Origin of the sequence: Achromobacter insuavis (genome assembly GCF_902859645.1) — a bacterium.
GTDB classification, from domain to species: Bacteria; Pseudomonadota; Gammaproteobacteria; order Burkholderiales; family Burkholderiaceae_B; genus Achromobacter; species Achromobacter insuavis.
The window spans coordinates 19,927-46,148 of sequence record NZ_CADIJR010000044.1; the positions used below are offsets into that span (position 1 = coordinate 19,927).

23 protein-coding genes are annotated in these 26,222 nt (G+C 68.8%); 13 read left to right on the forward strand and 10 right to left on the reverse strand.

Features of this window, described 5'->3' with window-relative positions:
• Nucleotides 1–20 precede the first annotated feature (20 nt).
• The 4 genes from H0523_RS20500 to pcp form a co-directional block, all read right to left on the reverse strand.
• Complete coding sequence (locus tag H0523_RS20500) at nt 21–860, reverse strand: transporter substrate-binding domain-containing protein (protein WP_054430553.1); 840 nt, start codon at nt 858–860, stop codon at nt 21–23.
• 105 nt (nt 861–965) lie between these two features.
• Nucleotides 966–1,991 (reverse strand): Bug family tripartite tricarboxylate transporter substrate binding protein, encoded by a 1,026-nt coding sequence (locus H0523_RS20505; RefSeq protein ID WP_369817054.1) that lies wholly within the window; start codon nt 1,989–1,991, stop codon nt 966–968.
• A gap of 170 nt (nt 1,992–2,161) precedes the next feature.
• Nucleotides 2,162–3,049, reverse strand: coding sequence for an alpha/beta fold hydrolase (locus tag H0523_RS20510; RefSeq protein ID WP_054430554.1), 888 nt, complete (start codon nt 3,047–3,049; stop codon nt 2,162–2,164).
• A gap of 13 nt (nt 3,050–3,062) precedes the next feature.
• Nucleotides 3,063–3,710, reverse strand: coding sequence for a pyroglutamyl-peptidase I (gene pcp, locus H0523_RS20515; RefSeq protein ID WP_054430555.1), 648 nt, complete (start codon nt 3,708–3,710; stop codon nt 3,063–3,065).
• Between the two features lie 93 nt (nt 3,711–3,803).
• Here pcp and H0523_RS20520 point away from each other — a divergent pair, with 93 nt between their 5' ends.
• The gene (locus H0523_RS20520; RefSeq protein WP_054430556.1) at nt 3,804–4,730 is read left to right on the forward strand and encodes a LysR family transcriptional regulator; all 927 of its coding nucleotides are present in this window, start codon (nt 3,804–3,806) and stop codon (nt 4,728–4,730) included.
• Nucleotides 4,731–4,814: 84 nt separating this feature from the next.
• On the opposite strand, the gene H0523_RS20525 is transcribed toward H0523_RS20520, so the two are convergent.
• Nucleotides 4,815–5,648 carry a DUF4189 domain-containing protein gene (locus H0523_RS20525; protein ID WP_054430557.1) on the reverse strand — a complete coding sequence of 278 codons (834 nt, stop codon included), beginning with the start codon at nt 5,646–5,648 and terminating at the stop codon, nt 4,815–4,817.
• A 304-nt stretch (nt 5,649–5,952) separates the two neighbouring features.
• Between H0523_RS20525 and H0523_RS20530 the strand changes: the two genes are divergently transcribed.
• The gene (locus H0523_RS20530) at nt 5,953–6,519 is read left to right on the forward strand and encodes a hypothetical protein (protein ID WP_054430558.1); all 567 of its coding nucleotides are present in this window, start codon (nt 5,953–5,955) and stop codon (nt 6,517–6,519) included.
• A gap of 247 nt (nt 6,520–6,766) precedes the next feature.
• Complete coding sequence (locus tag H0523_RS20535; RefSeq protein ID WP_054430559.1) at nt 6,767–8,308, forward strand: hypothetical protein; 1,542 nt, start codon at nt 6,767–6,769, stop codon at nt 8,306–8,308.
• Between the two features lie 84 nt (nt 8,309–8,392).
• Here H0523_RS20535 and H0523_RS20540 read toward each other — a convergent pair whose 3' ends face one another.
• Nucleotides 8,393–8,791, reverse strand: a complete 399-nt coding sequence (locus H0523_RS20540) for a RidA family protein (RefSeq protein WP_054430560.1) — start codon at nt 8,789–8,791, stop codon at nt 8,393–8,395.
• 137 nt (nt 8,792–8,928) lie between these two features.
• Between H0523_RS20540 and H0523_RS20545 the strand changes: the two genes are divergently transcribed.
• Together H0523_RS20545 and H0523_RS20550 are read left to right on the forward strand one after the other, a co-directional pair.
• On the forward strand, nt 8,929–9,879 hold the full coding sequence (locus H0523_RS20545; RefSeq protein WP_054430561.1) for a LysR family transcriptional regulator: 951 nt from the start codon (nt 8,929–8,931) through the stop codon (nt 9,877–9,879).
• 66 nt (nt 9,880–9,945) lie between these two features.
• Nucleotides 9,946–10,521 (forward strand): hypothetical protein, encoded by a 576-nt coding sequence (locus H0523_RS20550; protein WP_054430562.1) that lies wholly within the window; start codon nt 9,946–9,948, stop codon nt 10,519–10,521.
• Nucleotides 10,522–10,546: 25 nt separating this feature from the next.
• Here the strand turns inward: H0523_RS20550 and H0523_RS20555 are convergent, their stop codons facing one another.
• Nucleotides 10,547–11,155, reverse strand: a complete 609-nt coding sequence (locus tag H0523_RS20555; protein WP_231689830.1) for a class I SAM-dependent DNA methyltransferase — start codon at nt 11,153–11,155, stop codon at nt 10,547–10,549.
• Between the two features lie 4 nt (nt 11,156–11,159).
• Nucleotides 11,160–11,861, reverse strand: a complete 702-nt coding sequence (locus H0523_RS20560) for a TetR/AcrR family transcriptional regulator (RefSeq protein ID WP_082404439.1) — start codon at nt 11,859–11,861, stop codon at nt 11,160–11,162.
• Between the two features lie 210 nt (nt 11,862–12,071).
• On the opposite strand from H0523_RS20560, the gene H0523_RS20565 reads away from it, so the two are divergent.
• From H0523_RS20565 to H0523_RS20590, 6 genes are all read left to right on the forward strand, one after another.
• Nucleotides 12,072–14,222, forward strand: a complete 2,151-nt coding sequence (locus tag H0523_RS20565) for a TonB-dependent siderophore receptor (RefSeq protein ID WP_054430563.1) — start codon at nt 12,072–12,074, stop codon at nt 14,220–14,222.
• Between the two features lie 10 nt (nt 14,223–14,232).
• Nucleotides 14,233–15,348, forward strand: coding sequence for an ABC transporter substrate-binding protein (locus H0523_RS20570; RefSeq protein ID WP_054430564.1), 1,116 nt, complete (start codon nt 14,233–14,235; stop codon nt 15,346–15,348).
• Nucleotides 15,349–15,351: 3 nt separating this feature from the next.
• On the forward strand, nt 15,352–16,470 hold the full coding sequence (locus tag H0523_RS20575) for a siderophore-interacting protein (RefSeq protein ID WP_054430565.1): 1,119 nt from the start codon (nt 15,352–15,354) through the stop codon (nt 16,468–16,470).
• Nucleotides 16,471–16,705: 235 nt separating this feature from the next.
• On the forward strand, nt 16,706–17,893 hold the full coding sequence (locus H0523_RS20580; protein ID WP_054430566.1) for a TGL-type protein-glutamine gamma-glutamyltransferase: 1,188 nt from the start codon (nt 16,706–16,708) through the stop codon (nt 17,891–17,893).
• A 179-nt stretch (nt 17,894–18,072) separates the two neighbouring features.
• The gene (locus tag H0523_RS20585) at nt 18,073–18,741 is read left to right on the forward strand and encodes a class I SAM-dependent methyltransferase (RefSeq protein ID WP_054430567.1); all 669 of its coding nucleotides are present in this window, start codon (nt 18,073–18,075) and stop codon (nt 18,739–18,741) included.
• Nucleotides 18,742–18,889: 148 nt separating this feature from the next.
• Nucleotides 18,890–22,027, forward strand: a complete 3,138-nt coding sequence (locus tag H0523_RS20590) for a CheR family methyltransferase (protein WP_054430568.1) — start codon at nt 18,890–18,892, stop codon at nt 22,025–22,027.
• An 82-nt stretch (nt 22,028–22,109) separates the two neighbouring features.
• Here the strand turns inward: H0523_RS20590 and H0523_RS20595 are convergent, their stop codons facing one another.
• The gene (locus H0523_RS20595; protein ID WP_054430569.1) at nt 22,110–22,994 is read right to left on the reverse strand and encodes a LysR family transcriptional regulator; all 885 of its coding nucleotides are present in this window, start codon (nt 22,992–22,994) and stop codon (nt 22,110–22,112) included.
• Nucleotides 22,995–23,101: 107 nt separating this feature from the next.
• Here H0523_RS20595 and H0523_RS20600 point away from each other — a divergent pair, with 107 nt between their 5' ends.
• Together H0523_RS20600 and H0523_RS20605 are read left to right on the forward strand one after the other, a co-directional pair.
• The gene (locus H0523_RS20600; RefSeq protein ID WP_054430570.1) at nt 23,102–24,226 is read left to right on the forward strand and encodes a muconate/chloromuconate family cycloisomerase; all 1,125 of its coding nucleotides are present in this window, start codon (nt 23,102–23,104) and stop codon (nt 24,224–24,226) included.
• A gap of 82 nt (nt 24,227–24,308) precedes the next feature.
• The gene (locus H0523_RS20605) at nt 24,309–25,295 is read left to right on the forward strand and encodes a tripartite tricarboxylate transporter substrate binding protein (RefSeq protein WP_054430571.1); all 987 of its coding nucleotides are present in this window, start codon (nt 24,309–24,311) and stop codon (nt 25,293–25,295) included.
• Nucleotide 25,296: 1 nt separating this feature from the next.
• Here the strand turns inward: H0523_RS20605 and H0523_RS20610 are convergent, their stop codons facing one another.
• Nucleotides 25,297–26,019, reverse strand: a complete 723-nt coding sequence (locus H0523_RS20610; protein WP_231689829.1) for a GntR family transcriptional regulator — start codon at nt 26,017–26,019, stop codon at nt 25,297–25,299.
• Nucleotides 26,020–26,222: the final 203 nt, after the last annotated feature.

Below are 26,222 nucleotides of genomic sequence, written 5' to 3' on the forward strand. Positions count from 1 at the left end.
AACACGGGCGGGCGCGAGGCTCAGCTGCCCTGCTTGTACTTGTCGTGCAGTTCCTGCAGCAGCGGCTGCGGCGGCTGGATGTCCAGGCGCTTCTCGGTGGCGATCAGCCAGCCGCTGCGGTGCCAGCCCTGGATCACCTTGTCGACGGCGGCGATGGTGTCGGCCTCGCCCTTGCGGGTCCAGACCACCGAATTGGCCGGCAGCACTTCCGTGGCGATGGGCGCGTGATAGTCGGCCCATTCGGGATTGGTGCGCAGCAGCGGATGGATCAGGGTCGAATCGTGCACCGCGGCCACGCACTGGCCGCCGCGCAGCGCCAGCAGCGAGTCCGAAGAACTCTTGTAGCCCTTGACCACCGCGCCGTAGTCGGCCTGCAGGGGCCGCGCGAAGCTGCTGCCCTGCGACACGCAGACCGGCTTGCCGCGCAGGTCTTCCCACTTGGCGATGCCGCTGTCCTTGCGGGTGGCGGCGGCGCCGCCCACGCGGAAGAACGGCGTCGGCGCGTAGCCGAGGATCTCGGCGCGTTCGGGGTTCAGCTCCATCGACGCGATCAGCAGATCGACCTTGCCCGAGATCAGGAACTGCGTGCGGGTGGCGGTCTGCACCTGCACCAGCTCGGCCTTCACGCCCAGGCCCTTGGCCAGTTCACGCGCCAGATCGGGATTCCAGCCGACCAGTTGCTGCGTGGCGGGGTCGATCGAGCCGAACACGCCGCCGTTGGCCAGCACGCCGATGGTGACGGTGCCGCGTTCCTTGATCTTGTCCAGCGTGGCATCGGCATGGGCGCCGGCGGCGCCGGCCGCCAGGGCCAGCGCGACGGCCGCCTGCAGGATACGGCCGGAGATATTGCGAGTCTTCATGTTGTTGTGTCGTAGGCATTGAACGGAGTTCTATGCTGCGGTCCGCCGCCGCACAACACAAAGAAGACTTTCAGATATGAATATGAAACCGCTGTTGCGGCGCGCCTACTGGAGCTTGACGTCGGCGGTGGCGATCACGCGCCGATAGGTCGCGATGTCGTCGCGCACGGTCTGGTCCACGGCTTCCGGCGTGCTGGCGGCGATGGCGAACCCCAGGTTCTCAAGCAGCGTGGCGGTCTCCGGTTCGCGCAGCACCGCCACCACATCGCGATGGATGCGCTCGACCAGCGCCGGCGGGGTCGAGGCCGGCGCCACGAAGCCCTGCCAGCTCTCGACCGCGTAATCGGCCAGGCCCGCCTCCTGCATGGTCGGCACCTCCGGCAGCGCCTTGGAGCGGTACGGCGTGGTCACCGCCAGCGCCACCAGCTTGCCCGAGCGCACGTTCTCGGTGGCCGCGGCCAGCGTGATCAGCATGGCATCCACGTGGCCGCCCAGGACGTCGAGCGTGGCCGGGCCGCCGCCCGGATAGGGAATCTGGTTGGTCTTGGCGCCGATGCGTTCGTTGAGCAGTTCCACCGCCAGGTGCTGCAGGCTGCCGTTGCCGCCAGGCAGCGCCAGCGAGATCTCGCCGGGCCGGCTGCGCACCAGCGCCACGAATTCCTGGAAGGTCTTCACGCCCAGTCCCGGACGCACCACCAGCAGCTGCGGATTCACCACCGCCTTGGTCACGCCGCGCAGGTCGCGCAACGGGTCGTACAGCGGCTTGCCGGGTTGCAGCGCGTTCAGCGACAAGGCATCGCCGCCCAGCAGCAGCGTGTAGCCGTCGCCGCGCGCATGCGCCACCGCGGCATTGCCGATGGCGCTGCTGGCGCCCGGCTGGTTCTCCACCACCACGCTCTGCCCCCACTTCTCGCTCAGTTTCTGCGCCACGGTGCGCGCCAGCTTGTCGGCGCTGCCGCCGGCCGCGATCGGCACGATCAGCTTGACCGGCCGGCTCGGATAGCGCGTGGCGTCGTCCGTGGCGGCCGGCGCGGCGCCGGTCATGTTGCTCAACAGGCCCGCGCCCACCACCACGCCACCGGCCAGGCCGAGCGCGGCCTTCAAGAGGGACCTGCGTCGATTGCCCATCATCCTGCTCCTGCGGAAATTCCAAGCAGGCCAGGATAGGAGCGCGCCGTGCGCCGGACAAATACCGATACGCAATGTGGAAATGCTGCGGCAGCCGTTGCTGGGGCAGCCCTATGCTGCGGCAGCCCTATGCTGGGGCAGCCCTATGCTGCGGCAGCCGTACGCTGCGGCGGTTACGCCAGGAACGCCAGCATGCGCCGCGCCAGTTCGCGCGGCTGCTCTTCCGGCAGATAGTGGCCGCAATCGGCCAGCACCCCGCCGCGCAAGTCGCGCGCCAGCGGCCCCAGCGCCTGGTGCAGGTCGGGCGCGCTGCCGTGCTCGCCGCCCAGCGCCAGCACCGGCAGCGTCAACGGCGTCTCGCGCAGCGCCCGGTTCTGCTCGGCCGACTGGTGCGCCGCGCGGTAATAGCCGAGCATGCCGCGCAAGCCGCCCAGCGTCTGGTAGACCCGCTCGTACTCATCCAGGTCGGCGCGGCTGAACACGCCCGGCTTGTTGGCGGTCTTGCGGCTGAAGAACCACTCGATCAGCACCCGCTCGCGGCCCTGCAGCAGCGCTTCGGGCAGGTCCGGCACGGTATTGAAGAGGAAATGCCAGCGCTTCCAGTTGTCCGGTCCCAGCTCGAAGCTGGCGGGCAGCGTCACGCCAGGGATATTGGCGTCCAGCAGCACCAGCCGCTCGACCTCGTCGGCGTGGCGCGCCGCGTAGGGATAGGCGATCCAGGCGCCGATGTCGTGCCCGGCCAGCGCGTAGCGCGTCAGCCCCAGCGTGTGGAACAGCGCCCGCAGGCGCTCGCCCGCCGTGCGGGTGTCGTAGCCGTCCAGCGGCTTGTCCGAGTCGCCCTGCCCGGGCAGGTCCACCGCATAGAGGCGGAAATGCGGCGCCAGCAGCGGCATGACGCGGCGCCACGCGTACCAGCTCTGCGGAAACCCCGCCAGCAGGATCAGCGCCGGCCCGGCGCCGCCTTCCACCACGTGATAGCCCAGGCCGTCCACCCGCGCCTGCCGGTGGCGGAACGGCACGCCGTCCAGCGCGAAGGCGTCGGCGTCGTTGAAGGTATCCATCGTCCGTCTCCGTTCAATGCAGCGCGCCGCCGCCTTCCTTGACGTCCGCCGTGACCGCCAGCGAGGTCGCCACCATCACCTTCACGCCCTCGATCAGCGTCTCCAGCGCCAGGCTGGGCTGGCCGGGGTGATGGGCCGCCATCTCCGGCAGGTACGGCACGTGCACGAAGCCGCCGCGCAACGCCGGGCGCTCGGTGGCGATGTAGTGCGACAGGCCGTAGAAGATGGTGTTGCAGTTGTAGGTGCCCGCCGTCGACGACACCGACGCCGGCACGCCCGCGCGCCGCAGGTCGCGCACGATGGCCTTGATCGGCAGGGTCGAGAAATAGGCCGCCGGGCCGCCCGCCACCACCGGTTCGTCGATCGGCTGGCGGCCTTCGTTGTCGGGGATGCGCGCGTCCACCACGTTGATCGCGACGCGCTCGATCGACACGTCGCCGCGGCCGCCGGCCTGGCCCAGGCAGATCACCAGGTCCGGTTGCGTGTCCTCGATGGCCTGGCGCAGCACGCCCACCACCTTGCCGATCACGCACGGCAGCTGGCGCGCCACCAGGGTGGCGCCGGCCACTTGCGCGCCATCCAGCCGCCGCGCGGCTTCCCAAGAAGGGTTGAGGGTTTCGCCATCGAACGGTTCGATGCCGGTAATCAATACGGTCGTCATTGCGCAGTCCTTCGATTCCATTGCTGCCAGCCATGGTAGGACCGCGCCATGGAATTGTTGAAATCCATAATCGCTATTCGTATTATTGATGGCATGAATCTTTCCGCCGTCGATCTGAACCTGCTGGTCGCCTTCGAGGCGCTCTACGACACCCGCAACGTGACCCTGGCCGGCCAGCGCATCAACCGCGCCCAGCCCTCGGTCAGCAGCGCGCTGGGCCGCCTGCGCCTGCTGTTCCAGGACGAGCTGTTCCTGCGCACCGCCGACGGCATGCAGCCCACGCCCAAGGCCGCCGCGCTGATGCCGGCCGTGAGCGCGGCGCTGGACCAGATCCGCCAGGCGCTGACGCAAGGCGCCGGCTTCGATCCCCAGGCCGCCGCCGGCCGCCGCTTCACCGTGGCGGCCAGCGACTACGCCGACGTGGTGATCGTGCCGCACATCGTCGCGGCGCTGCGGCGCGACGCCCCCGGCATCGACCTGCGCATCGCGCGGCTCGACCGCGCCGCCCTTTACGAGCAGCTGGACAACGGCAGCGTCGACCTGGCCATCGGCGGCCACCTGGCGCCGCCCAAGCGCATGCTGCGCGAACGCCTGTACCCGGAGCATTTCGTCTGCATCGCCGACAGACATCATCCGGCGCTGCGCGGCCGCAAGCTCGACCTGGCGCGCTACGTGGCGCTGCCGCACGCCCTGTTCACGCCCAGCGACGACGGCTCGGCCCGCGGCGTGGTGGACGCCAGCCTGGCGCGGCTGGGCCAACGGCGCCGGGTGGCCTGCACCTTCGCCCACATCGTCGCGCTGCCGCACGCCGTGCAGGGCACCGACCTGGTCGCCACGCTGGCGCGGCGCGCCGCGTTGCGGCTGGCCGGCCCCGGCCTGACGCTGCGGCCGCTGCCGCCGGAGGTCGACCCCGGCCCCTTCGATATCGACATGGTGTGCAGCCGGCGCGCGCCCGGCGACGCGGCGCTGGCATGGCTGCAGCAGGTGGTCCGCGACGCCGCCGCGCGGCTGGCCGATTGACCGGGCGCCCATGAAAAAAGCCGGCCCCCCTGTACGGGCGCCGGCTTGCCGTGCCGGGCGGCGCGCGGCCGCCTCATGGCGATCTCAATTGGCCTTTTCGTCCTCGCCGGCATAGCCGCTGATGTAGGGACGGCCCGAGCAGCGCACCATCGCCACGCAATTGGGCAGGCCGCTCTTGGCGCTGCAGGTGTTGCGCGCCGCATCGCGCGCCGCCTTCGGGTCGGGATCGAGCGCGGTGTAGCTGGTGCCGCGCCCCTTCACGCCCTTGGCCCAGGCCAGGCCGACGCAGCTGTCGCGGTAGGTCAGGACCTTGGTGCAGCCGATGCAGTCCTCCCATTCCAGCAGCTTGTTGATGGCGTCCTTCTCGTTGGGGTAGCCATCCGAATAGGTCAGATCGCCCGTGTTCATCTCGGCGACGGCGCCCCAGTACTCGCGATCGTTGAGCTTGGCGGACAGGGCCTCCAGCTCGGCCGGCGTGGCCTTCCTGGCCGCCTCCACGTCCTGCGCGCTGTAGCCCGGCCCCACGCACAGCGGCATCGTGGTCAGCCAGCATTTGCCGTCGGGGCTGCCGGCGGTGCAGCGGCGGACCGCCTTCTTGGCCGCCATTTCCGGCGACACGCTGTTGCCGGGGAACAGGTCGTTCGAGGTATTGCGGGCGTAGGTCATGCAGCTGTCCGAAAACCAGCTCAGCGATTTGCAGTCCTTGCCGCCGCCCTTGCGGCAGGCCGCCAGCGCCGCCGATTCGGCCGCCTTTTCCGAATCCTCGGGCAGCGCCCAATAGATCTTGGCGTGTTTGCCATCCGTCGCGATGCCGCCGTACAGCTTGTCGGCATGCGCCTGTGGCGCGAACAGGCCCGCCATCAACGCCAGCGCGCCGAGCGCCGCGCGGATAATCGGAGAAAATCGGGCAAATATCATCGTTCGGGTTCCGGATCGGGTGGATTCAGCGGCCACGATCTTAGCAAGCGGTTTACCCGCTCCGTCCCCTCTGCCAAGGCGGCGCGGGCATATTGAGTAACAAATTTCACCATTGGCGCAAGGAAGCTGGCCCCGTTTTCCGGTAAAAATGGCGGACATTTCGTAAGCAGGCTGTCAGTCTGCAATCACTCTCCCGTCACAAGCCCTGCCGACCCGGCCTGTCACGAAGAGACACAAAACGCCTGGCGCCCGGCCGCGATCACCGCCGCCGCGTCCGGCCGCCACGGAGCACCGACCGCACGCCATGACGTTCCCCCTGCCCCTTTCCGCCCGCCGCCCGCCGCTGCGCCTGGCCGCCAGCCTGATCGCCGCCGCCAGCCTGGCCGGCTGCGCGCCGATGCCCAGCGGCGGCAGTTCGTCGCTGCCGTCGCTGAGCCGGGTCTTCTCGGAAGGCCTGTCGTTCTCCCCCAGCGTCAACGTCGCCCGCAACATGCAGGGCCGCTCGATCAACGACGCCATCGCGGCGCTGGGCGAGCCTTCCAAGAAGCGCGCGATCGGCAACACCATGGAGCTGGAGTGGTCCGACTACCAGTCCGCGCCCTACCAGGAATGGGTCACGACCGGCACCAGCCAGCAGGTGGTCGGCATGATCCCGGCCACCAACACGACCGCGGCAACGCCGGTATTTCAGCAAAGCAGCAGCGGTTACTACCAGGGCCGCACCCGCATTTATGAATGCAAGGTGCTGATGCGCATGAAGGACAGCGTCATCGTCGATTCCACCGTCGACGGCAACGTCTGCCCGGAATTCATCGCCGCGCTGCGTAAATGGGCCGGTGAAAATGAAGCGAAGAATTATGTCGTGAAATAAGGCGCGAGGCGGCGCGAGAGATGCGCCGCCCGCACGGGCCGATAATCGCGGCGCTCGGTATTTATTTTGTCGACATTATTTTGGAAATCACTTCCAAAGCTGTCATTTAACTGAATATAAATAACCTCAAAAACGCAAAAATAAATAACGTCGGCCGATTAATTTTCCGCCGCGCCTGCCGTTAGTCATGGTGATACTCCCCGGCAAGCCTCATGGGCAGCTGTTGCCCGCCAGGAATACCACTGACATGACCACGATCTCCAGCTACACCCCGCCGCTCGTCATCGCCCCGCAGGCGCCGGCGACCGGGGTGTCCCGCGTCACCACCGTCAACCGCAGTCCCGACATCCCCGCGTCCACTTCGGTGACGCTGGGCCAGCCGGCCAACGTGCTGACCTATTCGCCCGAATCCGTCGCCGCTGGCCAGGTGCAGGAACCCGACGCCCTGTCCTCGCTGATGTCCGACAACGTCCGCGCCTCGTCGCTGACCGGCCAGTTCAAGGGCCTGGCCGCGGCCCTGCTTGGCCGCATGCAGAACGATGGCGGCAATTACTCGCTGTCGATCCCGTCGGCCCGCGCCGCCGCGCCGGTGGACGGCGTCGCCGCGCCCAAGGGTCCGGCCGTGGCCGACAATTCGGTCGCGTTGCGCATCACCACCGCCAGCGGCGCCAAGGTCACGGTAACGCTCGAAAGCAATGAAAAGGGCCTGGGCGTGCAGATCGACGTGGGCGACGCCAAGCTCACCGAAGAAGAACGCACCGCCATCGCCGGCCTGTCCAAGTCGTTCCAGGACGCCGTCGACGGCCTGACCTCGGTGCCGCCCAAGCTGGCGCTGGGCGCGCTGGCCAAGTTCAACACCAGCGTGCTGTCGTCGGTGTCTCTGGAAGCCACGGTCGGCGCCGAGGGCCCCGATCGCGTCAGCTTCAATTTCCAGGCCGATGCGGGCCAACGCTCGCTGACGGTCAAGACCGTGGCCGGCTCGGCCCAGATCAACGTCGACGCCAGCAAGCCCAGCCAGTTCGGCAGCAGCCAGCAGCAGACGACCGCCATCAACAATTACCTGACCAAGTTCGACAGCGCCCAGACGCGCGGCGAAGGCGATGCCACGCTGATGGCCCTGTTCAAGTCGGGTTTCGCGGACCTGCACAAGAGCTACGGCGACTGGGCGCCGGAAGCCAAGACCACGACGCGCCTGGGCATGCCGGCCGAAGTGCATCGCACCATGCTGTCCGGCCTGGCCGACTTCTCCGCCTCGATCAATCAGGCGCCGGTCGCGTCCAATCCGCTGCAGGCGCGTGAGCTCGACACCTTCTCGTACGAGACCTCGCAGAACACCAGCTCCAGCGGCCGCCCGCAACTCGACCTGGCGATCACGCAACAGCAGCAGTCGTCGCTGAACGCCAGCTTCCACCGCGCGCTCACGCCCGATCAGAAGCTGAACCTGACCACGGATCCCGAGTCGCAGAACTACGCGTTCTACCAGATCCGCGACGACTACAGCAACCGCACCGACATCGCCTACGAAGACGGCGAACTGGCCAAGGCCTCGTTCACCGAGTCCAGCACGATGTCCACCCTGGTGACCAAGTTCATCAAGGGCAAGCTGGTCGACCAGAGCAGCATCACGCCCACGACCCAGACCCGCACCCAGGACCTGATGGGCCTGCTGCGCGCGGCCGATCTGACCAGCCACCGCGAAGACACCCGCACCCCGCGCGATCAGGTCGAGGCCGCCCTGATCCGCAAGCAGGAAGACCTGGCGCAAGCCGTGGCCCGCCTGCGCGGCTGATACGACGAGGCACGCAAAACGGGGCAGGCCCGGCGATCCCGCCGGCCTGCCCCGTCGCTTTTCTTGCCCCGCCGCCAGGGGCGGCTAGGCGTCCTGCGGCAGTTTCGCGATCACCTTGATCTCGAAATCGAAGCCGTACAGCCAGGTCACGCCCACCGCCGTCAGCGTCGGATGCGGCGCCTGGCCCCAGTATTCCGGCACCACCTGCCAGATGGTCTCGAAGCGGGACGCCGGATCCACCATGAACACCGTCACGTCGATCACATCCTCGAAGCTGGCGCCGGCCGCCTTCAGGATCGCGTTCAGATTGTCGAACGCCTGCCGCACCTGCGCCTGCAGGTCGGGTTCGGGCGAGCCGTCCTCGCGGCTGCCCACTTGGCCCGACACGAACAGAAAGCCATTGGACCGCACGGCGGGCGAATAGCGGTTGCGTTCATACAGCGCCTGGCGCCCGGCCGGAAAAACCACATCACGCGTTGCCATACTCATTCTCCTGTCTCGGGCCTCGGCCCGTATTGATGATGCAGGCACTGTACGGACGGCGCCGCCGCCGATAAATGGGCAAGCTTGTCCATCACTGTTTGTAAAATGCAAACAATCCCCTGATCCCTGGAGTGGCGATGGACCGTTTCGACGCAATGCAGGCCTTCGCCCGCGTGGTGGAAACCGGCAGCTTCACCAAAGCGGCCGACACGCTGCACATGAGCAAGACCAGCGTCACCCAGCTGGTGCAGCAGCTCGAGGCGCGGTTGCGCGTGCGGCTGCTCAACCGCACCACCCGCAAGGTCAACGTCACCGCCGACGGCGCGGTCTACTACGAGCGCGTGCTGCGGCTGCTGGCCGACATGGACGACGCCGAGACCAGCCTGTCCGTCGCCGCGGCCGTGCCGCGCGGCCGCCTGCGGGTCGACGTGCCCAGCCCGCTGGCGCGCATGATCCTGGTGCCCGCCCTGCCCGCCTTCCACGCGCGCTACCCGGACATCCAGCTGGATATGGGCGTGAGCGACCGCATCGTCGACGTGATCGGCGAGAACGTCGACTGCGTGGTGCGCGGCGGCGAGCTGACCGACCAATCACTGATGGCGCGACGCGTCGGCGACCTGCAATTGCGCGTCTATGCCGCGCCCGCCTACCTGCAGCGGGCCGGCGCGCCCGGTCATCCGCGCGACCTCGAGGACAGCCATCACCGCATCGTCGGCTTCCTCTGGTCGCGCAGCGGCAAGCCCCTGCCCTACGCCATGCGGCGCGGCGACGAGCGCGTACACGCGCACGGCCGCTACGTGGTCGCGGTGGACGACGGCAACGCCTATCTGGCGGCGGGCCTGGCGGGCATGGGCGTGCTGTGGCTGCCCGACTACATGGCGCGCGAGCATGCCGCGCGCGGCGAACTCACGCCGCTGTTCGAGGACTGGCAACTGGACCCGATGCCGCTCTACATCGCCTTCCCGCCCAACCGCCACGTCAGCGCCAAGCTGCGGGTGTTCATCGACTGGGTGGCGGAACTGATGGCGGAGCATGCGCCGCCCGAGTTCGCCCGCATACACCCGCCACCTACAATACGGCAATCGTAGAGGCCTTGAGCCTGAACCAAGGATGTGCATGACTATCGCAACCCCCCGCGCTACGAGGCCACACCGATGAGCGAATGGAGCGAGATCAAGGCGCGCTTCAAGCGCCCGCTAAGTGCGCTGTTCCTCTGCCTGATGCTACTGATTTTGTCCCGCGATCTCTTCGACGCCGCGAACAAGGCGTACCTGCCGCCCGATCCCGCCACGCTGCACGCCATCGCCGTGCGCGTGGACAAGTTGGCCGTATGCCCCTACTCGCGGACCGCCAGCTCCCGGCAGAACAGCGGCTACAGGCCTCTTTGCTATTTCTCGAACGACTATCCCGACGTGGCGTTCGAGGCGGGCGCCGTTGTGACCGGCCTCGTCCTGCCACGGACCCTGGAACTGCTGACCGACCGCGAGCCGGACGACCTGAAGAACGTCTACGAGGGCCAGATGTTCAGCGTGCACGTGCCCATCAGGGTTTATGGGCTGCGCCAGATGGACGGCAAGGTGTTGTGGGATCCGGTGGCCACCTACGATAGAGCCTGGTCCACCAAGCAGCGCAAGAAGGCGTATGCCTGGCTCGTGGTGCTGATCGCGCTGGGCTGCGCCGCCTACGCCTTCCTCAGGATCCGGGCGATCCTGCGCGATCCGCATCTATGACCTGACGGCCCCTCGCCCGCCCGGCTCAGGTCCGCCTGGCCAGCCACACCGTCGCGTTGCCGCAAGCAGCGTCCCATTCGACGTGGCGCAATACCTCGAAGCCGTTGGCGGCGAGCAGCTCGCGGTATTCGGCGCTGTCCAGGCTGCCGTGATAAAGCGGCTGGCCGTCGAGCTGGCCGATGGCCTCGCCCAGCGTCGTGCCGCTGGTGAACATCAGCGCCGCGCCCGGCGCGGCCAGGCGCCGGAACTGCGCGAACATGGGCCGCTGGTCCTCGGGCGACAGATGGAAGAAGCTGTGCCACGCGATCAGGCCGTCGAACGGCCCGGCGCAAGGCAGCTGGCGCATGTCGGCGGCGATCCACGCCTGCTCGGGAAAGCGCGCCGCGGCGCGCGCCAGCAATGCGGTCGAACTATCGACGCCGGTAATCCGGCAGCCGTGTTCGATCAGGTGGCCGGCGATCGGCACGCCGGTGCCGCAGCCGATGTCCAGCACCCGCGGCGCGGCCGCCGGCAACGCCGCCAGGAAGTCGGCCAGCCAGGCGCGCTCGATCAACGCGGCGCCGCGGTCGCGCTCGAACGCTGCCGCATGCGCCTGGTACAGCGCCATCACGTTGCGGGACAAGGGATTGGACACGGCCTCAACCCGGCGCGGCGCCGCGCATGAACAGGTCCCATGCGCGGTCGAAGTAATCCTGCTGCGCCGCCGGATCGGCAAAGCGCGTCTCGCCCAGCATGGTGGCGACCAGCGGCTTGATCGAGGTGGCGTACAGCAGTTGCTCGGCGATGAACGCGGCGTCGCCGCCGCCCAGCGTCCCGGCCGCCTGCGCCTCGGTCACCATATCGGCCAAGCGCCGCAGGAAGGGATCGTCGGCGCCGGGGGTGGGCTGCACGCCCTTGGCCGGCAAGGCCTCGCCCAGCGCCACGCGGTTCAGCGCCACCAGTTGCGGACGCAGGTTGATGTCCAGCAAGGCGCGCGCGTAGCGGCGCAGGCGCTGCTCGGGCGCGCCCGCTTCAGCCATACAGGCGTTCAGTTCCTCGACGATCGCGCCGCGGAACGTGTCCATCAACGCGCCGAACAGCGCGGCCTTGGAGGCGTAGCGGCGGTACAGCGTGTCCTTGCCCGCCTTGCAGATCTCGGCCACCTGCTCCATCGACGTCGCGGCATAGCCCTGTGCGGCGAACAACTCGGCCGCGACCGCGAGGATGCGGCGCTCCAGCTGCGCCGCCGCTTCCCGGGTCGGCCGCCCGCCCGGCGCCTTGCGCACCGTCTCGCCGGCGGGCGACGTCGCGGCGACGCGGCGGGCGGGGGTGGCGGTCTTGCTGGGCTGGGTGGTGGGCATCCAATCGGTCCGTGGCTGGCAGTCTTGAAGGCCCCTATTGTCCCGCAGCGCGCGCCGCACGGCAAATAACCAAACGCAAAAGTCCCGTTATCACCTAGGCAGAAAGCACGTCAAGGGTTTTATTTTTTCCAAATTAACTGGACGTTACCGTCCCGTTTATGTGATGATGATTGCAATTGAGATTTCTTTTCATTTGCAACAGGTGTTGAAATGGCGATTGATGTCCGGGAAGCCGTGATCCTCGGGGCGGTTTCTGGTTTGCTGGCGGCCGGCGCGGCCCAGGCGCAGCAGGAAGCGGTGCAACTCAGTCCGGTGGTGGTCAAGGGCGAATCCGCCGACCCGGCCGACAGCAGCGACCGCATCCTGCTCCCGACCACCACCTCGGCCACCAAGACCGGCACCCCGGTGCTCGAAACGGCCCAGTCGATCTCCACCATCACCCGCAAGCAGCTGGACGACCAGGCGCCGCAGACCGTCAGCGAAGCCCTGCGCTACACCGCCGGCGTGCTGTCCGACCGCGACACCAACTCGCGCTACGACTCGGTCTTCCTGCGCGGCTTCGGCGCCTTCGGCACCGCCACCAGCTACGTCAATTTCCTCGACGGCCTCAAGCTGCCGCGCGGCCAGGCCTTCGCGCAGGCGGCCATCGACCCGTACCTGCTGGACCGCATCGACGTGCTCAAGGGACCGTCGGCGCTGCTGTACGGGCAGGTCAGCCCGGGCGGCCTGGTGAACCAGGTGAGTCGCCGGCCGTCCGACCAGGCCACGCACGAGATCCTGCTCGAAGGCGGCAACGAGGGCCGCGCCCGCGCCGGCTTCAGCAGCCAGGGCGCCGTGAATGAGGCCGGCACGCTGCAATACAGCCTGAGCGCGGTTGGCCGCTACGCCGACAGCCGCTACGACGGCGTGCACGAAAGCCGCTACGCGGTGGCCCCGTCGCTGACCTGGCGGCCCAACGCCGACACCACCTTCACGCTGTCCGCGTACTATCAGAAGGACCCGGACGGCGGCTACTTCAACTCGGTCTATCCCAAGTTCCTGGCGCCGTCCCGGTACAAGGACGACCTCGGCCGCCGCTTCAACGTCGGCGACCCCAAGTTCGATTCGTTCGAGCGCGAACAGCACGGCATCGGCTACCAGCTGGAACACCGCGTCAGCCCGGCGCTGACGCTGCGCTCGCGCCTGCGCTATTCGGACGTCGACGTCGACTTCCGCTCGCTGCAGATGGCCGCGCCGCTGGCCGCCGACGGCACCATCGCGCGCCAGGCGCTGCGCTCGATCGAGGACGTCAAGGGCGTCGCGCTCGACAACCAGGCGCAGATCGACTTCGCCACCGGCACGGTGCAGCACACCGTGCTGACCGGCATCGACTACCAGCACACCCGCAGCAACTGGCAGTACAACTGGGGCCCCGCGCCGTCCATCAACGTCGCCAATCCGCAGTACGGCCAGCCGATCGGCCCGCTGACGACCATCATCGACAGCGGCCAGACGCTGCGCCAGACCGGCGCCTACGTGCAGGATCAGTTCCGCTTCGGCGGCTTCCGCGCGCTGCTGGGCGTGCGCCACGACTGGACCGAGCAGGATTCCGACAACCGCCTGGCCAAGAGCGCCACCAACCAGTCCAGCGAAGCCACCAGCTACCGCGCCGGCCTGCTGTACCTGTTCGACAACGGCCTCGCGCCCTACGTCAGCTACGCCACCTCGTTCGAGCCCAACGTCGGCGTCAACGCCAGCGGCGCGCCGTTCGTGCCGAGCAAGGCCAGCCAGTATGAAGTCGGGTTGAAGTACCAGCCGACCGGCGTGGACGCGCTGTTCACGGTGTCGGCGTTCGACATCCGCCAGCGCGACGCGCTGGTGCCTGACACCTTCGGCTTCAACACGCAGGAAGGCCGTATCCGCTCGCGCGGCCTGGAGTTCGAGGCGCGCGGACAGGTCACGAACAACCTGGAGCTGATCGCCGCGCTGACGCTGCTGGACACCAAGGTGACGCAGGCCGCGGTCGAGGCCAACAAGGACAAGCGGCCGCAGGCGGTGCCCACGTACTACGGTTCGGTGTGGGCCAACTACCGCTTCGGCGCCGGCGCGCTGGAAGGCTTCAAGGTCGGCGCCGGCGTGCGCACGGTGGGTTCGAGCTACGCCGACAACGCCAACAAGGTGAAGGCCGACGGCTACACCCTGATCGACGCCGCGCTGCGCTACGATTTCGGCGCCGCCAGCCCCAGCCTGAAGGGCCTGGAAGGCCGCCTGAACATCAACAACCTGTTCGACAAGACCTACTACTCCAGCTGCAGCTCCGACTATTTCTGCCAATACGGCAATGGCCGCCAGATCATCGCCGGCCTGAGCTACCGCTGGTAAGGAGCCGACGATGCATCGACGCCGCTTCTGCGCGGGACTCGCGCTGGCCGGACTGGGCGGCGCCCTGCCCGCCCTCGCCAGCCCGCCGCGCACGCTGACCGACATGGCGGGCCGCGCCTTGCGGCTGCCCGCCGCGCCGCGCCGCATCGTGCTGCTGGAGGCGCGCGACATCCTCACCATGGCGCTGCTGCATCCCGATCCGGCGTCACTAGTGGTGGGCTGGGCCGCCGCCGACCGCATCGACAGCGAGGCGCTGCAGGCGCGCTTCGAGCGCAAGCGGCCGATCGCGGTCATCGGCAAGCAGGCGCCCACCACGATCTCGCTGGAAGGCATCGTCAATCTGGCGCCCGATCTGGTGGTGACCAGCTCGTTCATGACGCCCGAGGATGGGGCCGGCGGCCTGTTGCAGCGCCTGACGGCCCTGGGCATCCCGGTGGCCTACAGCGATGTCGCCAGCAACGCCGCGGCGCCCGCCACGGCCGGCCCGATCGACACGCTGCACCGCAACCTGCGCATGTGGGGCGACATCCTCGATGCCGGCGACCGGGCCGCGGCCTATTCTGCGTTCGCCGACGAGCGCCTGGCCGAGGTCGCGCGGCGGCTGGCGGGCGCCAGGCCGGTCACCACCTATCTGGAAGTGCAATCCACGCCCGACGACTGCTGCTGGGCCGCCGGCAAACAGGTCTGGGGCGAGCTGCTGGCGCTGGCCGGCGGCCAGAGCCTGCCCGGCGTGACCGCGCCCTGGTACCAGAAGCTGCAACTCGAATACCTGCTGGCCACGCCGCATGACGTCTACATCGCCTCGGGCGGCGGCTGGGTCTCGGGCGGGCGGCCGGCCATCGGCCCCGGCATCGACCCGGCCCAGGGCCGCGCCGGCCTGCGGCGGCTGGCGGCCCGCACCGGCTTTGCCGCGCTGCCCAGCGTACGCCAGGGGCGCGTGCATGGCATCTGGACCGGCCTCATCACGGTCGCGCCGTTCAACCCGCTTTTCGTCGAGGCCGCCGCCAAGTGGCTGCACCCCGACCGCTTTGCCGATTTCGACCCCGCCGAGACCCTGGCGACGATCAACCGCCGCTTTTTGCAGGAGCCGATCGACGGCCCGCTGTGGGTCTCCCTCCAGGAGTAAACCTTGTCCAACCCCTCTGCGCCGTCCTGTACGGCGTCGGCCGTCATCGCCTTTCCCAGGCTGGCCGACTATCTCGAACCGATCCTGGCCGCCATCGCCACGCACGACATGACCGTGCGCGCCGAATCCGACCACCACGCCGTCACCGCCGCGTTCGGCAGCGCCACGCTGCGGGTCCGCCCGGGCGCGCTGCATATCGAGATCGAAGCCGCCGACCCCGCCGCCCTGAATCGCATGAAGCACGCATTGGCCGGCCCGATCGGCTTCATCGCCGCGCAGGAGCGGCTCGACATCCAGTGGCGCGGCGACGCCGGCGGCCTGACGCCGCTGGACGACCTGCGCATCCTGCGCGTGGCCACGGTGCGCGACCTGACCCCTTACTTGCGCCGCATCGTGCTGCAGGGCGTCGATCTGGCCCACCTGGACCGCGCCGACCAACTGCATTGCCGCCTGATCTTCGCGCCCAAGGGCGAGGCCGAGGTGGCCTGGCCGATGCTGGACGGCCACGGCCGCGTCACCTGGCCCGGCGGCAAGATGCCGACCCGCGTCTACACCATCCGCGCCATCGATCCGGCCGCCGGCGCGCTGACGATCGACTTCGCGCTGCACGCCGATGCCGGGCCCGCCACGCGCTGGGCGCAGGCGGCCGCGCCGGGCGACCGGGTCGGCGTCGTCGGCCCCGCGGCCGGCGGTCCCAAGCCGGCGGCCTTCCACGTGCTGGCGGGCGACGAAACCGGCCTGCCCGGCATCGCCCGCATCCTCGAATCGCTGCCCGCCGATGCGCGGGGCCACGCCTTCATCGAGGTGCGCGACGCCAGCGAGGAACTGCCGCTGGCCAGGCCCGCCGGCATCACCTTGAAGTGGTTGCACCGCGATGGCGCGCCAGCCGGCGCCACCACGCTGCTGCCCGATGCGGTCCGCGCCGTGACGTGGCCGCCGGCGCTCGACGACGCGTTCTTCTGGGGCGGGTGCGAGCACAAGGCGTTCCGCGCCATCCACCGCTACCTGCGCCACGACCTCGGCTTGCCGGCCGACCGGCAGGTACTGTATTCGTACTGGCACCGCACCCTGAGCGAAGAGCAGATCATCGAGATCGGCGCGCCGGCCTATCTGGCCGAATAGGCCCGGCCGGCATGACAGCAGGGTGACAGAACGGTGACCATTGCGGCCCGTTTTGTACAGCTATTATTAAGGAAGCGCCCCTACAATCCGGCGGGCCCCACAAGGGCTCGCCAGGGGTCGGCCGCAAGGCGTCAGAGGGGCTGAAATAGTTCTTCACCCCCTCTTGCAGCTTGACGGGAACTCACCCCGCCTCGCGCCTATCCATACCCTGTCCGCCGCTACCGATTCGCTTCCCATGCCGTCTTCCCAGCAGTCACCGAATCATCCCGATCAGGGCGGGATCCGCATCCTCGCCGCCGACGCCGACGCCGGCCAGGCCGCCGCCGCGCTCGAGGCCACGCAGCAATACCTGTCCGACCTCGGCCTGCGCGCCGCCGCCCGCTGCGACCTGCGCAAGGCCGCCACGCCCGGCGTGCATGCCGCGCTCAATCGCGGTTTCGCCGCCAGCTACCTGCCCGATCACGACACCACCCGCGTGGCGCGGGCGCTGAGCCTGCGCACCGACGCCAACGAAGCCGACCTGGACCGCGAGATCGTGCTGGCGATGCTGGCCAGCCCGGTCGCCTTCGACTTCCCCAGCGTGGCGGAACTGGCCTCGGCCGTGCGCATCCGCCGCTACATCGTGCAGGCCGCCGGCAAGACCGCGCTGGCCTTCGACACCGAACACGCCGAGCGGCCCGAGGACTACTGGACCTACGACGAGGCGCGCGGCTTCACGGTGCTGCCGGGCCGCTCGCTGATCGACGGGCTGCGCAAGGCCACCCAGCCCGAGGCCTCGGGCCAGCTGTATTCGTTCTCGTGCTACCGCGCCACCGAATACGTCACCGTGCTCGGCATCGCGCAGGAACTGCAGACGGCCAACCCCGACCTCGGCCGCCGGCTGCAGCGCCAATGGGAAACGCGCGCGGTCATGTCCGGCAGCTTCCACGACACCTTCCTGCACGAATACGGCGCGCTCGACGCGCCCTTGCCGCAGCGCTTCTACGTGCCGGGCGACCGGCTCTGGTTCCGCAACCCCGACGCCGAATCGTCGGACGTCGAAGGCTACGAAGGGTCCTGGGTGTTCTACCTGGGCGGCGGCCTGTTCAACAATTTCTGGGAACGCGGCGCGCCGTACACGCTGACGTCCAAGTGCGTCGAGATCTACCATTGGCGCCACGGCCTGCGCACCGACGCCGCCGGCAAGCGCTACATCGACGAACAGATCGTCAAGGAACACGTGCACGCCACCCTGGCCGACCCCGAGGCCACCGCCGTCATCCTTGAACGCATGATGCGAATCCGCGACCCCCAGGGCGTGTACGCCGAAGGCGGCTGCATCGACGCCACCCGCGAGCGGGTGCGCTGGGTGCGCCCCGGCCATTGCGACATCGTGCTGCCGGACTTTCCCGGCGCGGCGCGGGCGCTCTCCATCGCGGCCTGAATCCCCCAAGCCGCTCGGTTTGAATTCCTCTGCGGGCGGCAGCCCCTGAGCGACCCCCTGGCCGGCCGCCACCAGGCCGATCGCGGTCGTCGCCGCTTGACGCCGACGCTATCATGCAACATCATATGTTTCATGATGACGGCGCGCCGCCCTGGCCGCCGTCCCGCCCGGAGTCATCGATGGCCTTCACCAATACGCCCGGCGCCTCGGACGACTACGCCGAACGGGTCGCGCGCCACGTCCCCGGCCTGCGCGACCTGCACCGCATGATCGGCCTGCTGATGGCCGAGCTGACGCCGGACGACGGCCGCCTCCTGGTGCTCGGCGCCGGCGGCGGACTGGAGTTGAAGGCCCTGGCCGAGACGCGGCCAGGCTGGCGCCTGGACGGCGTCGATCCGTCGGCTGACATGCTGCGCCAGGCCATCGCCACATTGGGCGATCTGGCCCCGCGCGCGGCGCTGCACCAGGGCTATATCGACGACGCGCCCGAAGGCCCCTTCGACGGCGCCACCTGCCTGCTGACGCTGCATTTCCTGGCAGCGCCCGAACGCCTTCGGACCGTTCGCGAAATCAGCCGCCGGCTCAAGCCCGGCGCGCCCTTCATCGCGGTGCACCACAGTTTTCCACCCGAACGGCGCGATGCCTGGCTGGCCCGCAATGCCGCCTTCGTGACCGCCGCGGGCGTGCCCGCCGAACAGGCCCAAAACGGCATGCGGGCAATGCGCGACAAGTTGCCGGTGCTGGCGCCGCAGGCAGACGAAGCCATCCTGCGCGAGGCCGGCTTCACCGATATCGAGCGGTTCTACGCCGCGCTGACATTCCAGGGCTGGCTCTGCCGCAAAACGTGAGCCGCCCCCTTGGGTCCAGGGCCATGGACAGGAAACCGGGAACACAACGGCGCGGATTGGGGGAAGCACAAAAGGCGCACGCCCGTGTTACTGTCGGCATGATGCTGCCACCTCTCTCATCCGCCCGGTACGGCCGGCGCGCACAACCATGACCCTCACACCGGAATTCCCCATCGTCGGGGTAGGCGCGTCCGCGGGCGGCGTCGAGGCGCTGGAAGGCTTTTTCCGCGGTATCCCGCCCGCGCCCGGCGTGGCGTTCGTGGTGGTCACGCATCTGAGCCCCTCGCGCGAAAGCCATCTGTCCGAGGTGGTCTCGCGCTACACCTCGCTGCCGGTGCTGACCGCCGTCGACAACCAGCAGATCGAGATCAACAGCGTCTACGTGCTGCCGCGCGATGCGCTCATGTCCGTGAGCCATCGCCGCCTGCGGGTGCTCAAGCGTCCCGCGGATCTGCCCGGACGCAGGCCCATCGACCTGTTCTTTTCCGCGCTGGCGCGTGATTGCGGCGATTTTGCCGCCGGCGTGATCCTGTCCGGCGGCAATTCCGACGGCACGCTGGGCATCAAGGCCATCAAGGAACACGGCGGCCTGACGTTGGCGCAGGCCGCCGACGGCTATGGACCGCGCAATCCGGAAATGCCGGACAGCGCCATCGCCAGCGGCCTGGTCGACTTCGCCTTGCCGGCCGAAGAGATGGGAAAACGCCTGGTGGAGTTCGCCCAGGGCCTGCCCACGCTGCCGGACGCGACGACCGGGACGCAGGCCAGCGGCGCGGTGCGGCTGGATGCGGCCGGACTCGAAATAAGCAATCTGCTGCGCGCGCGGGTCGGCCATGACTTCAGCGGCTACAAGAACAGGACCTTCATGCGCCGCGTGCAGCGGCGCATGCACGTGAACCAGATCGGCAGCCTCGAGGCCTATGTCGAGTTCCTGAAAGTCTCCCCGCAGGAGGCCAGCGCGCTGTTCCGGGACCTGCTGATCAGCGTGACCAATTTCTTTCGCGATGCCCAGGCGTTCGAGTCGCTGCAGCGCCTGATCATCCCGAAGCTGCTGGAAAACCGTGGCACGTCCGAATCGGTGCGCATCTGGGTGCCGGGCTGCGCCACCGGCGAAGAAGTCTATTCCCTGGCCATCCTGCTGCGTGAACACATGGACAGCATGGCGGCCACGCCGCAGATCCAGCTGTTCGCCACCGACATCGACGACCGCGCGCTGGCCGTGGCCCGGGCCGCGCGCTATCCCGGCCAGTTGCTCGACAGCATGCCGCAGGAGCGGCGCGACCGCCATTTCGTCGCCGACGGCGACGGCTACGTGGTCAACAAACAGGTGCGCGAACTGTGCATCTTCTCGCCGCACAACGTGCTGCGCGACCCGCCGTTCTCGCGCATCGACCTGATTTCCTGCCGCAACCTGCTGATCTACTTCGGCGGCGAGATCCAGAAGCAGGTCATTCCCACCTTCCATTATTCGCTGCGGCCCGGCGGCTACCTGTTCCTGGGCATGTCCGAGAACGTCAGCCAGTTCAGCGAACTGTTCAGTCCGGTCGAGAAACGGCACCGCATCTTCCAGCGCCGCGCCGACATCGCCCCGCCGCCCCGGCCCGCGCTGCCGCTGGCATCCCTGCAGTCCCGCGGCCAGCCCAGCGCGGGCCCTCCGCGCCCGCAACCCGGCGCCGCCGCGCTGCGCCAGGCGGTCGATGCCCAGGTGCTGGCGCAGCATGCGCCCGCCCACGTGCTGGTCAATCGGGACGGCGACATCGTCTATTACTCGGGCCGCACCGGCAAATACCTGGAGGCGGCCGCCGGCGCGCCCACACGCCAGATCCTGACGCTGGCGCGCAAGGGCCTGCGGCTGGATCTGCGCACCCTGCTGCACGCCGCGGTCGAGAACGGCATGCCGGCGGTGCGCCGCGACGTCGCGGTGGAGGACGACGAGGGCCGCGTGCAGCGCGTGTCGCTGACCGTCGAGCCGCTGGCCGCCCGCCACGACACGGAACCGCTGTACCTGGTGCTGTTCACCGACCAGGGGCCGGTCCTGACGCGCGAAGAAGCCCAGGTCCATGCGCATGCGTTGCGGCAAGGCGCCGCCCAGCACATGGAAACCGAGCTGCGCGACACGCGCGAGCGCCTGCAATCGATGATCGAGGAATATGAAACCGCCCTGGAAGAGCTGAAATCCTCGAACGAGGAACTGCTGTCCGTCAACGAGGAACTGCAATCGACCAACGAGGAACTGGAAGCCTCCAAGGAAGAACTGGTATCGCTCAATGAAGAGCTGCATACGGTCAATGGCGAATTGCATGGCAAGGTCGACGAGCTGGACCGCAGCAACAGCGACCTGCACAACCTGTTCGAAAGCACCGCCATCGCCACGCTGTTCCTGGACCACGATCTGATCATCCGCAGCTTCACCCCCGCGGTCGGCGACGTGTTCAACATCCTGCCCAGCGACTGCGGCCGGCCGATCACCGATCTGGCCAGCCGTTTCGACCTGCCCTCGTTCGCCAGTGACATCCAGCACGTCTACGACCGCTATCAGCCGATCGAACGGCGCATCGCCGGAACGCTGGACGGCAAGCACTATCTGTTGCGGCTGGTGCCCTACCGCGGCAGCGACAGCCGGGTGGACGGCGTGGTCGTGACCTTCATCGACATCACCCAGATCACCCGCGTCGAACGGCGCCATCGCATCCTGATCTCCGAATTGCAGCACCGCACCCGCAACCTGCTGGCGCTGGTCAAGAACGTGGCCCGGCGCACGCTGGGCGAAGGTGAACCCTTCAAGCGCTTCGACACCCGGCTCGCCGCCCTGGATCGCGTTCAGGGCCTGCTGGGAGAAACCGGCGGCGAGCGCATCGAATTCCACGACATGATGCGCCGCGAACTGGAGGCCGTCGGCAACGGCCACCAGATTTCGCTTGCCGGTCCGCCCGTGCCGCTACGCGCGGACCGCATCCAGACGCTGGCGCTGGCCATCCATGAACTGGCCACCAACGCGGTCAAGTATGGCGCCCTGAACTACGACACCGGGCGCCTGGACATCCAATGGCGCCTGGCCCGCCAGGACAACCGGGAAGTGCTGGTGCTCGACTGGGTCGAAACCGGCCTGCCGGTGGCGCCCGACGCCAGCCGCCGCGGTTATGGCCGCGAGTTGATAGAGCACGCGCTGGGGTTCACCCTGGCCGCCAAGACCACGCTGGCATTCCGGCAGGACGGCATTGCCTGCCACATCGAAGTGCCCCTGGAAAACGACACTGGCGCGGCCGAGCCGCCAGGTCCGGCCTGAAGCGGCAACGCCCGCCGAAATCCCTCAGCCCGGACAGCCCGATCGCCTTGCCGACCCGCCGCGACCGGCCCGCCTCGGCTGGTTACCCCTTCGCCAGCTGCGCCGCCAGGGCCAGCGCCTGCGCCAGGAACGGCGAGGCGTCGTCCTTGCGATAGCTGGCGATCACCGGCGACACGAAGGCCTCGGCGTCGATGCGCACGTGGGCCACGTCGCGCCGCTGCAGGCGCTGCACCGAGGCCGGCACCACCGTCACCCCCAGGCCGGCCGCCACCAGGCCGATCGCGGTCTGCAGCTCGTTGGCCTCCTGCGCCACCTGCGGCGCATGGCCGGCGGCGCGGAACAGGTCCAGCACATGGTCGGCGAAGTTGGGCCGCGGCCGCGCCGGATACAGCAGGAACGGCTCCTGCGCCAGCCGGTCGACCGAGACGCTGGCGCAACCGGCCAGCGGGTGGTGCAGCGGCACGGCCGCCATCAACGGCTCGGTCATCAGGATGCGGCGCTCGATCGCCGGATCGTCCAGCAGGATCCGGCCGATGCCCAGGTCGATGCGGCCGGCCTTGAGCGCCTCCAGTTGCGGCAGCGTGGTCATCTCCATCAAGCCGACTTCCACCTGCGCGTCGGCGCCGCGCAATTGCCGGATCAGCTCGGGCACGAAGCCGTACAGCGTCGACGGCACGAAGCCGATGCCGAACCAGCGCCGCCGCGCCTGGCCCAGCCGGCGCGTGCCCTCCAGCACTTCGTCCAGCCGCGCGGTCAGCAGCCGCGACTGTTCCAGCAGGAAGCGCCCGGCTTCCGTCAGGCGCAACGCGCGGGTGGTGCGTTCGAACAGCGCCACGCCCAGCTCCTCTTCCATCTGGCGGATCTGGCGGCTGAGCGGCGGCTGCGCCATGTGCAGCGCTTCGGCGGCGCGGGTGAAGCTGCCCTCGCGCGCCACCGCCTGGAAATACCGCAGGTGCCTGAGTTCCATGGTTTATACAAACCTTAAAGGTATAAATGGAGACCCATATAGTCTTGGACTTGGCGGTCTGACGCAAGCGATACTGCGCTTCACCTGAAGAACCTGCTTTGGAAAGTATGAATCCGGTAACGATAAACTCGGTCGAGGCGATCCTGGTGGATCTGCCGACCATCCGCGCCCACCAGCTCGCCATGGCCGTGATGCAGCGCCAGACGCTGGTGATCGTGCGCCTGCGCTGCAGCGACGGCATCGAGGGCATCGGCGAGGCCACCACCATCGGCGGCCTGTCGTACGGCGAGGAAAGCCCGGAAGGCATCAAGCTGGCCATCGACACCTACCTGGCGCCGGCGCTGGCCGGCCTGGACGCGGCCAACATCCACGCCGCCATGCGGCGCCTGGAAACCGTGGCGCGCGGCAACCGCTTCGCCAAGTCGGCGCTGGAAAGCGCGCTGCTCGATGCCCAGGGCAAGCGCCTGGGCGTGTCGGTCTCGACCCTGCTGGGCGGCGCCGTGCGCGCCAGCCTGCCGGTGCTGTGGACCCTGGCCAGCGGCGACACCGCGCGCGACATCGAGGAAGCCGAATCGCTGCTCGCCAGCCGCCGCCACAACACCTTCAAGCTCAAGGTCGGCCGCCGCGCCGTGGCCGACGACGTGGCCCACGTGTCGCGCATCAAGCAGGCGCTGGGCGACCGCGCCCGCGTCACGGTGGACGTGAACCAGGCCTGGAACGAGGCCGACGCGGCCGGCGCCATCGCGCGCCTGGAAGCGGCCGGCGTCGACCTGATCGAACAACCGATCCCGCGCGCCAACCTCGCCGGCATGGCGCGGCTGGCGGCGCGCTTCGTGGTGCCCATCATGGCCGACGAAGCCGTCAACGGTCCCGAGGACGCGCTGGCCATCGCGCGCCTGGGCGCGGCCGACGTGCTGGCGCTGAAGATCGCCAAGTCGGGCGGCATCCACGAAATGCTGCGCACCGCCGCGGTCGGCGACGCCGCCGGCATGTCGCTGTACGGCGGCACCATGCTGGAAGGCTCGGTCGGCTCGATCGCCTCGGCGCACGGCTTCGCCTGCCTGCCGCGGCTGTCGTGGGGCACCGAACTGTTCGGCCCGCTGCTGCTCAAGGACGACATCGTCGCCAACCCGCCGCGCTACGCCGATTTCGAGATGGAGATCCCCACCGGCCCGGGCCTGGGCCTGGAACTGGACGAAGACAAACTGGCTTTCTACCGCAGGGACCGCTGACGCGCCCTGCCCCACGGTTGTTCCCGCGCGCCGGCCACGCATCGGCGCGCGGAAAAATAATTCAAGCACACGGAGACACGACATGGCATTGCGCTACGCATTCAAACACCTCGCCCGGGCCTGCATGGGCCTGGCCCTGCTCGGCGCCGCCAGCGGCGCGATGGCCGACGGCTACCCCGACCGGCCGGTCAAGTGGATCGTGCCGTTCCCGCCGGGCGGCGCCATGGACAGCATCGCCCGCACCCTGGGCGAGTCGATGGGCAAGCAACTGAACACCTCGTTCATCGTCGAGAACCGCGCCGGCGCCGGCGGCAACATCGGCGCGGCCAGCGTGGCGCGTTCCAAGCCGGACGGCTATACCATCCTGATCGTGGCCAACGGCATGGCCGTGAACCCGGCGCTGTACGCCGACCTGAACTACGACCCGATCAAGGACTTCGCGCCGATCTCGCTGCTGGCGGTGGTGCCGAACGTGCTGGTCACCAACCCCGCGCGCAACGATGTGAAGAGCGTGGACGAAGTCATCGCCAAGGCCAAGGCGCAGCCCAACCACTACACCTACGCCTCGGCCGGCGTCGGCACCTCGATCCACCTGGCGGGCGAGCTGTTCGTGTCCATGGCCAAGATCGACATGCTGCACGTGCCCTACAAGGGCAGCGGCCCGGCCATCGCCGACCTGCTGGGCGGCCAGGTGGACTACATGTTCGACAGCGTGACGTCGGCCAAGCCGCATATCGAGGCCGGCAAGCTGCGCGCATTGGCCGTGACCACCGCGAAGCGCTCGGCCGCGCTGCCCAACGTGCCCACCGTGGCCGAAAGCGGCCTGCCCGGCTACGAACTGATGCCGTGGTTCGCCGCCTTCGCGCCGGCCGGCACGCCGCCCGAGGTCGTGGCCAAGCTCAACGCCGCCATGCGCCAGGCCCTGAACGAGCCCAAGGTCAAGGCGACGCTGGACTCGATCGGCGCCGAATCCATCGGCGGCACGCCCGACGAACTGCGCGACTACCTGGCCAAGGAAACCGCGCAGTGGAAGGTCCTGGTGAAGGAACGCAATATCAAGATCAACTGAGTTACGCCGGCGTCGCGGTCGTATCGAGCAGGTGATCGACGATCGCCAGGATCTGCTCGGCGGCTTCGGCGATGTGGCGTTCCAGCGCCGCCTCGGCCTCGCCGGCGCGGCCCTGGCGACAGAACGCGATCAGGGCGCTGTGCTCGTCGTGGGCCTGCTGGCGGATCGGCGCGTTGACGATCTGGAAGCGGAAATAGCGTTCGGATTTTTCATGCAGCGCGCGCACCATGGCCAGCGCCGCCGGGCGCTGCGCGGCGCGGTACAGCAACTCGTGCAGCTGCCAGTTGAGCCGGCCCCACTGCTGCGGCTCGGCGCTGTCCATCAGCGCCACGATGCGCGCCGCCTCGTCCAGGTCCTCGGGCGCGTGCTGCGAGACCGCCAGGCGCAGCAGCCAGGGCTCCAGCCGCAGGCGGATATCGAAGAACTCCTGCACTTCGGCGCGCGACAGCATCGAGACGTACGCGCCGCGGTGCGCGATCATGTCCACCAGCCCTTCGGCGCTGAGCTGCCGGATCGCCTCGCGCACCGGCAGCCGGCTCACCCCCAGTTCCTCGGCCAGCAGTTCCTGGCGCAAGGCGGAACCGGGCGGAATCGCGCCGGACAGGATGCGGTCGCGCAAGGCGTCGACCACCAGGTCGACGGCGGTCTTGCGGATCAGCCGGCCGGCGGATCCGGCGGCGGAACGAGGCTGGGGAGCGCTGGCGGAAGAGGAATTCTGGGACACGTCACATCCGGTGGCGTTGCCGTCCGGCGGATGCCGGGGGGCGACGGAATCGCGGAAACCGTGCGCCACGCCCAGGAAAACCCCGAGAGACAGCCGGTATCCGCAGCCCGTTTAATGTGAGTATATTGGATCCATGATCCAGTTGATATCAGCGCCCTGACCCGGGCGATGGTTCGAGGCCGCGCGCCTCGTTTTTCTGGCCT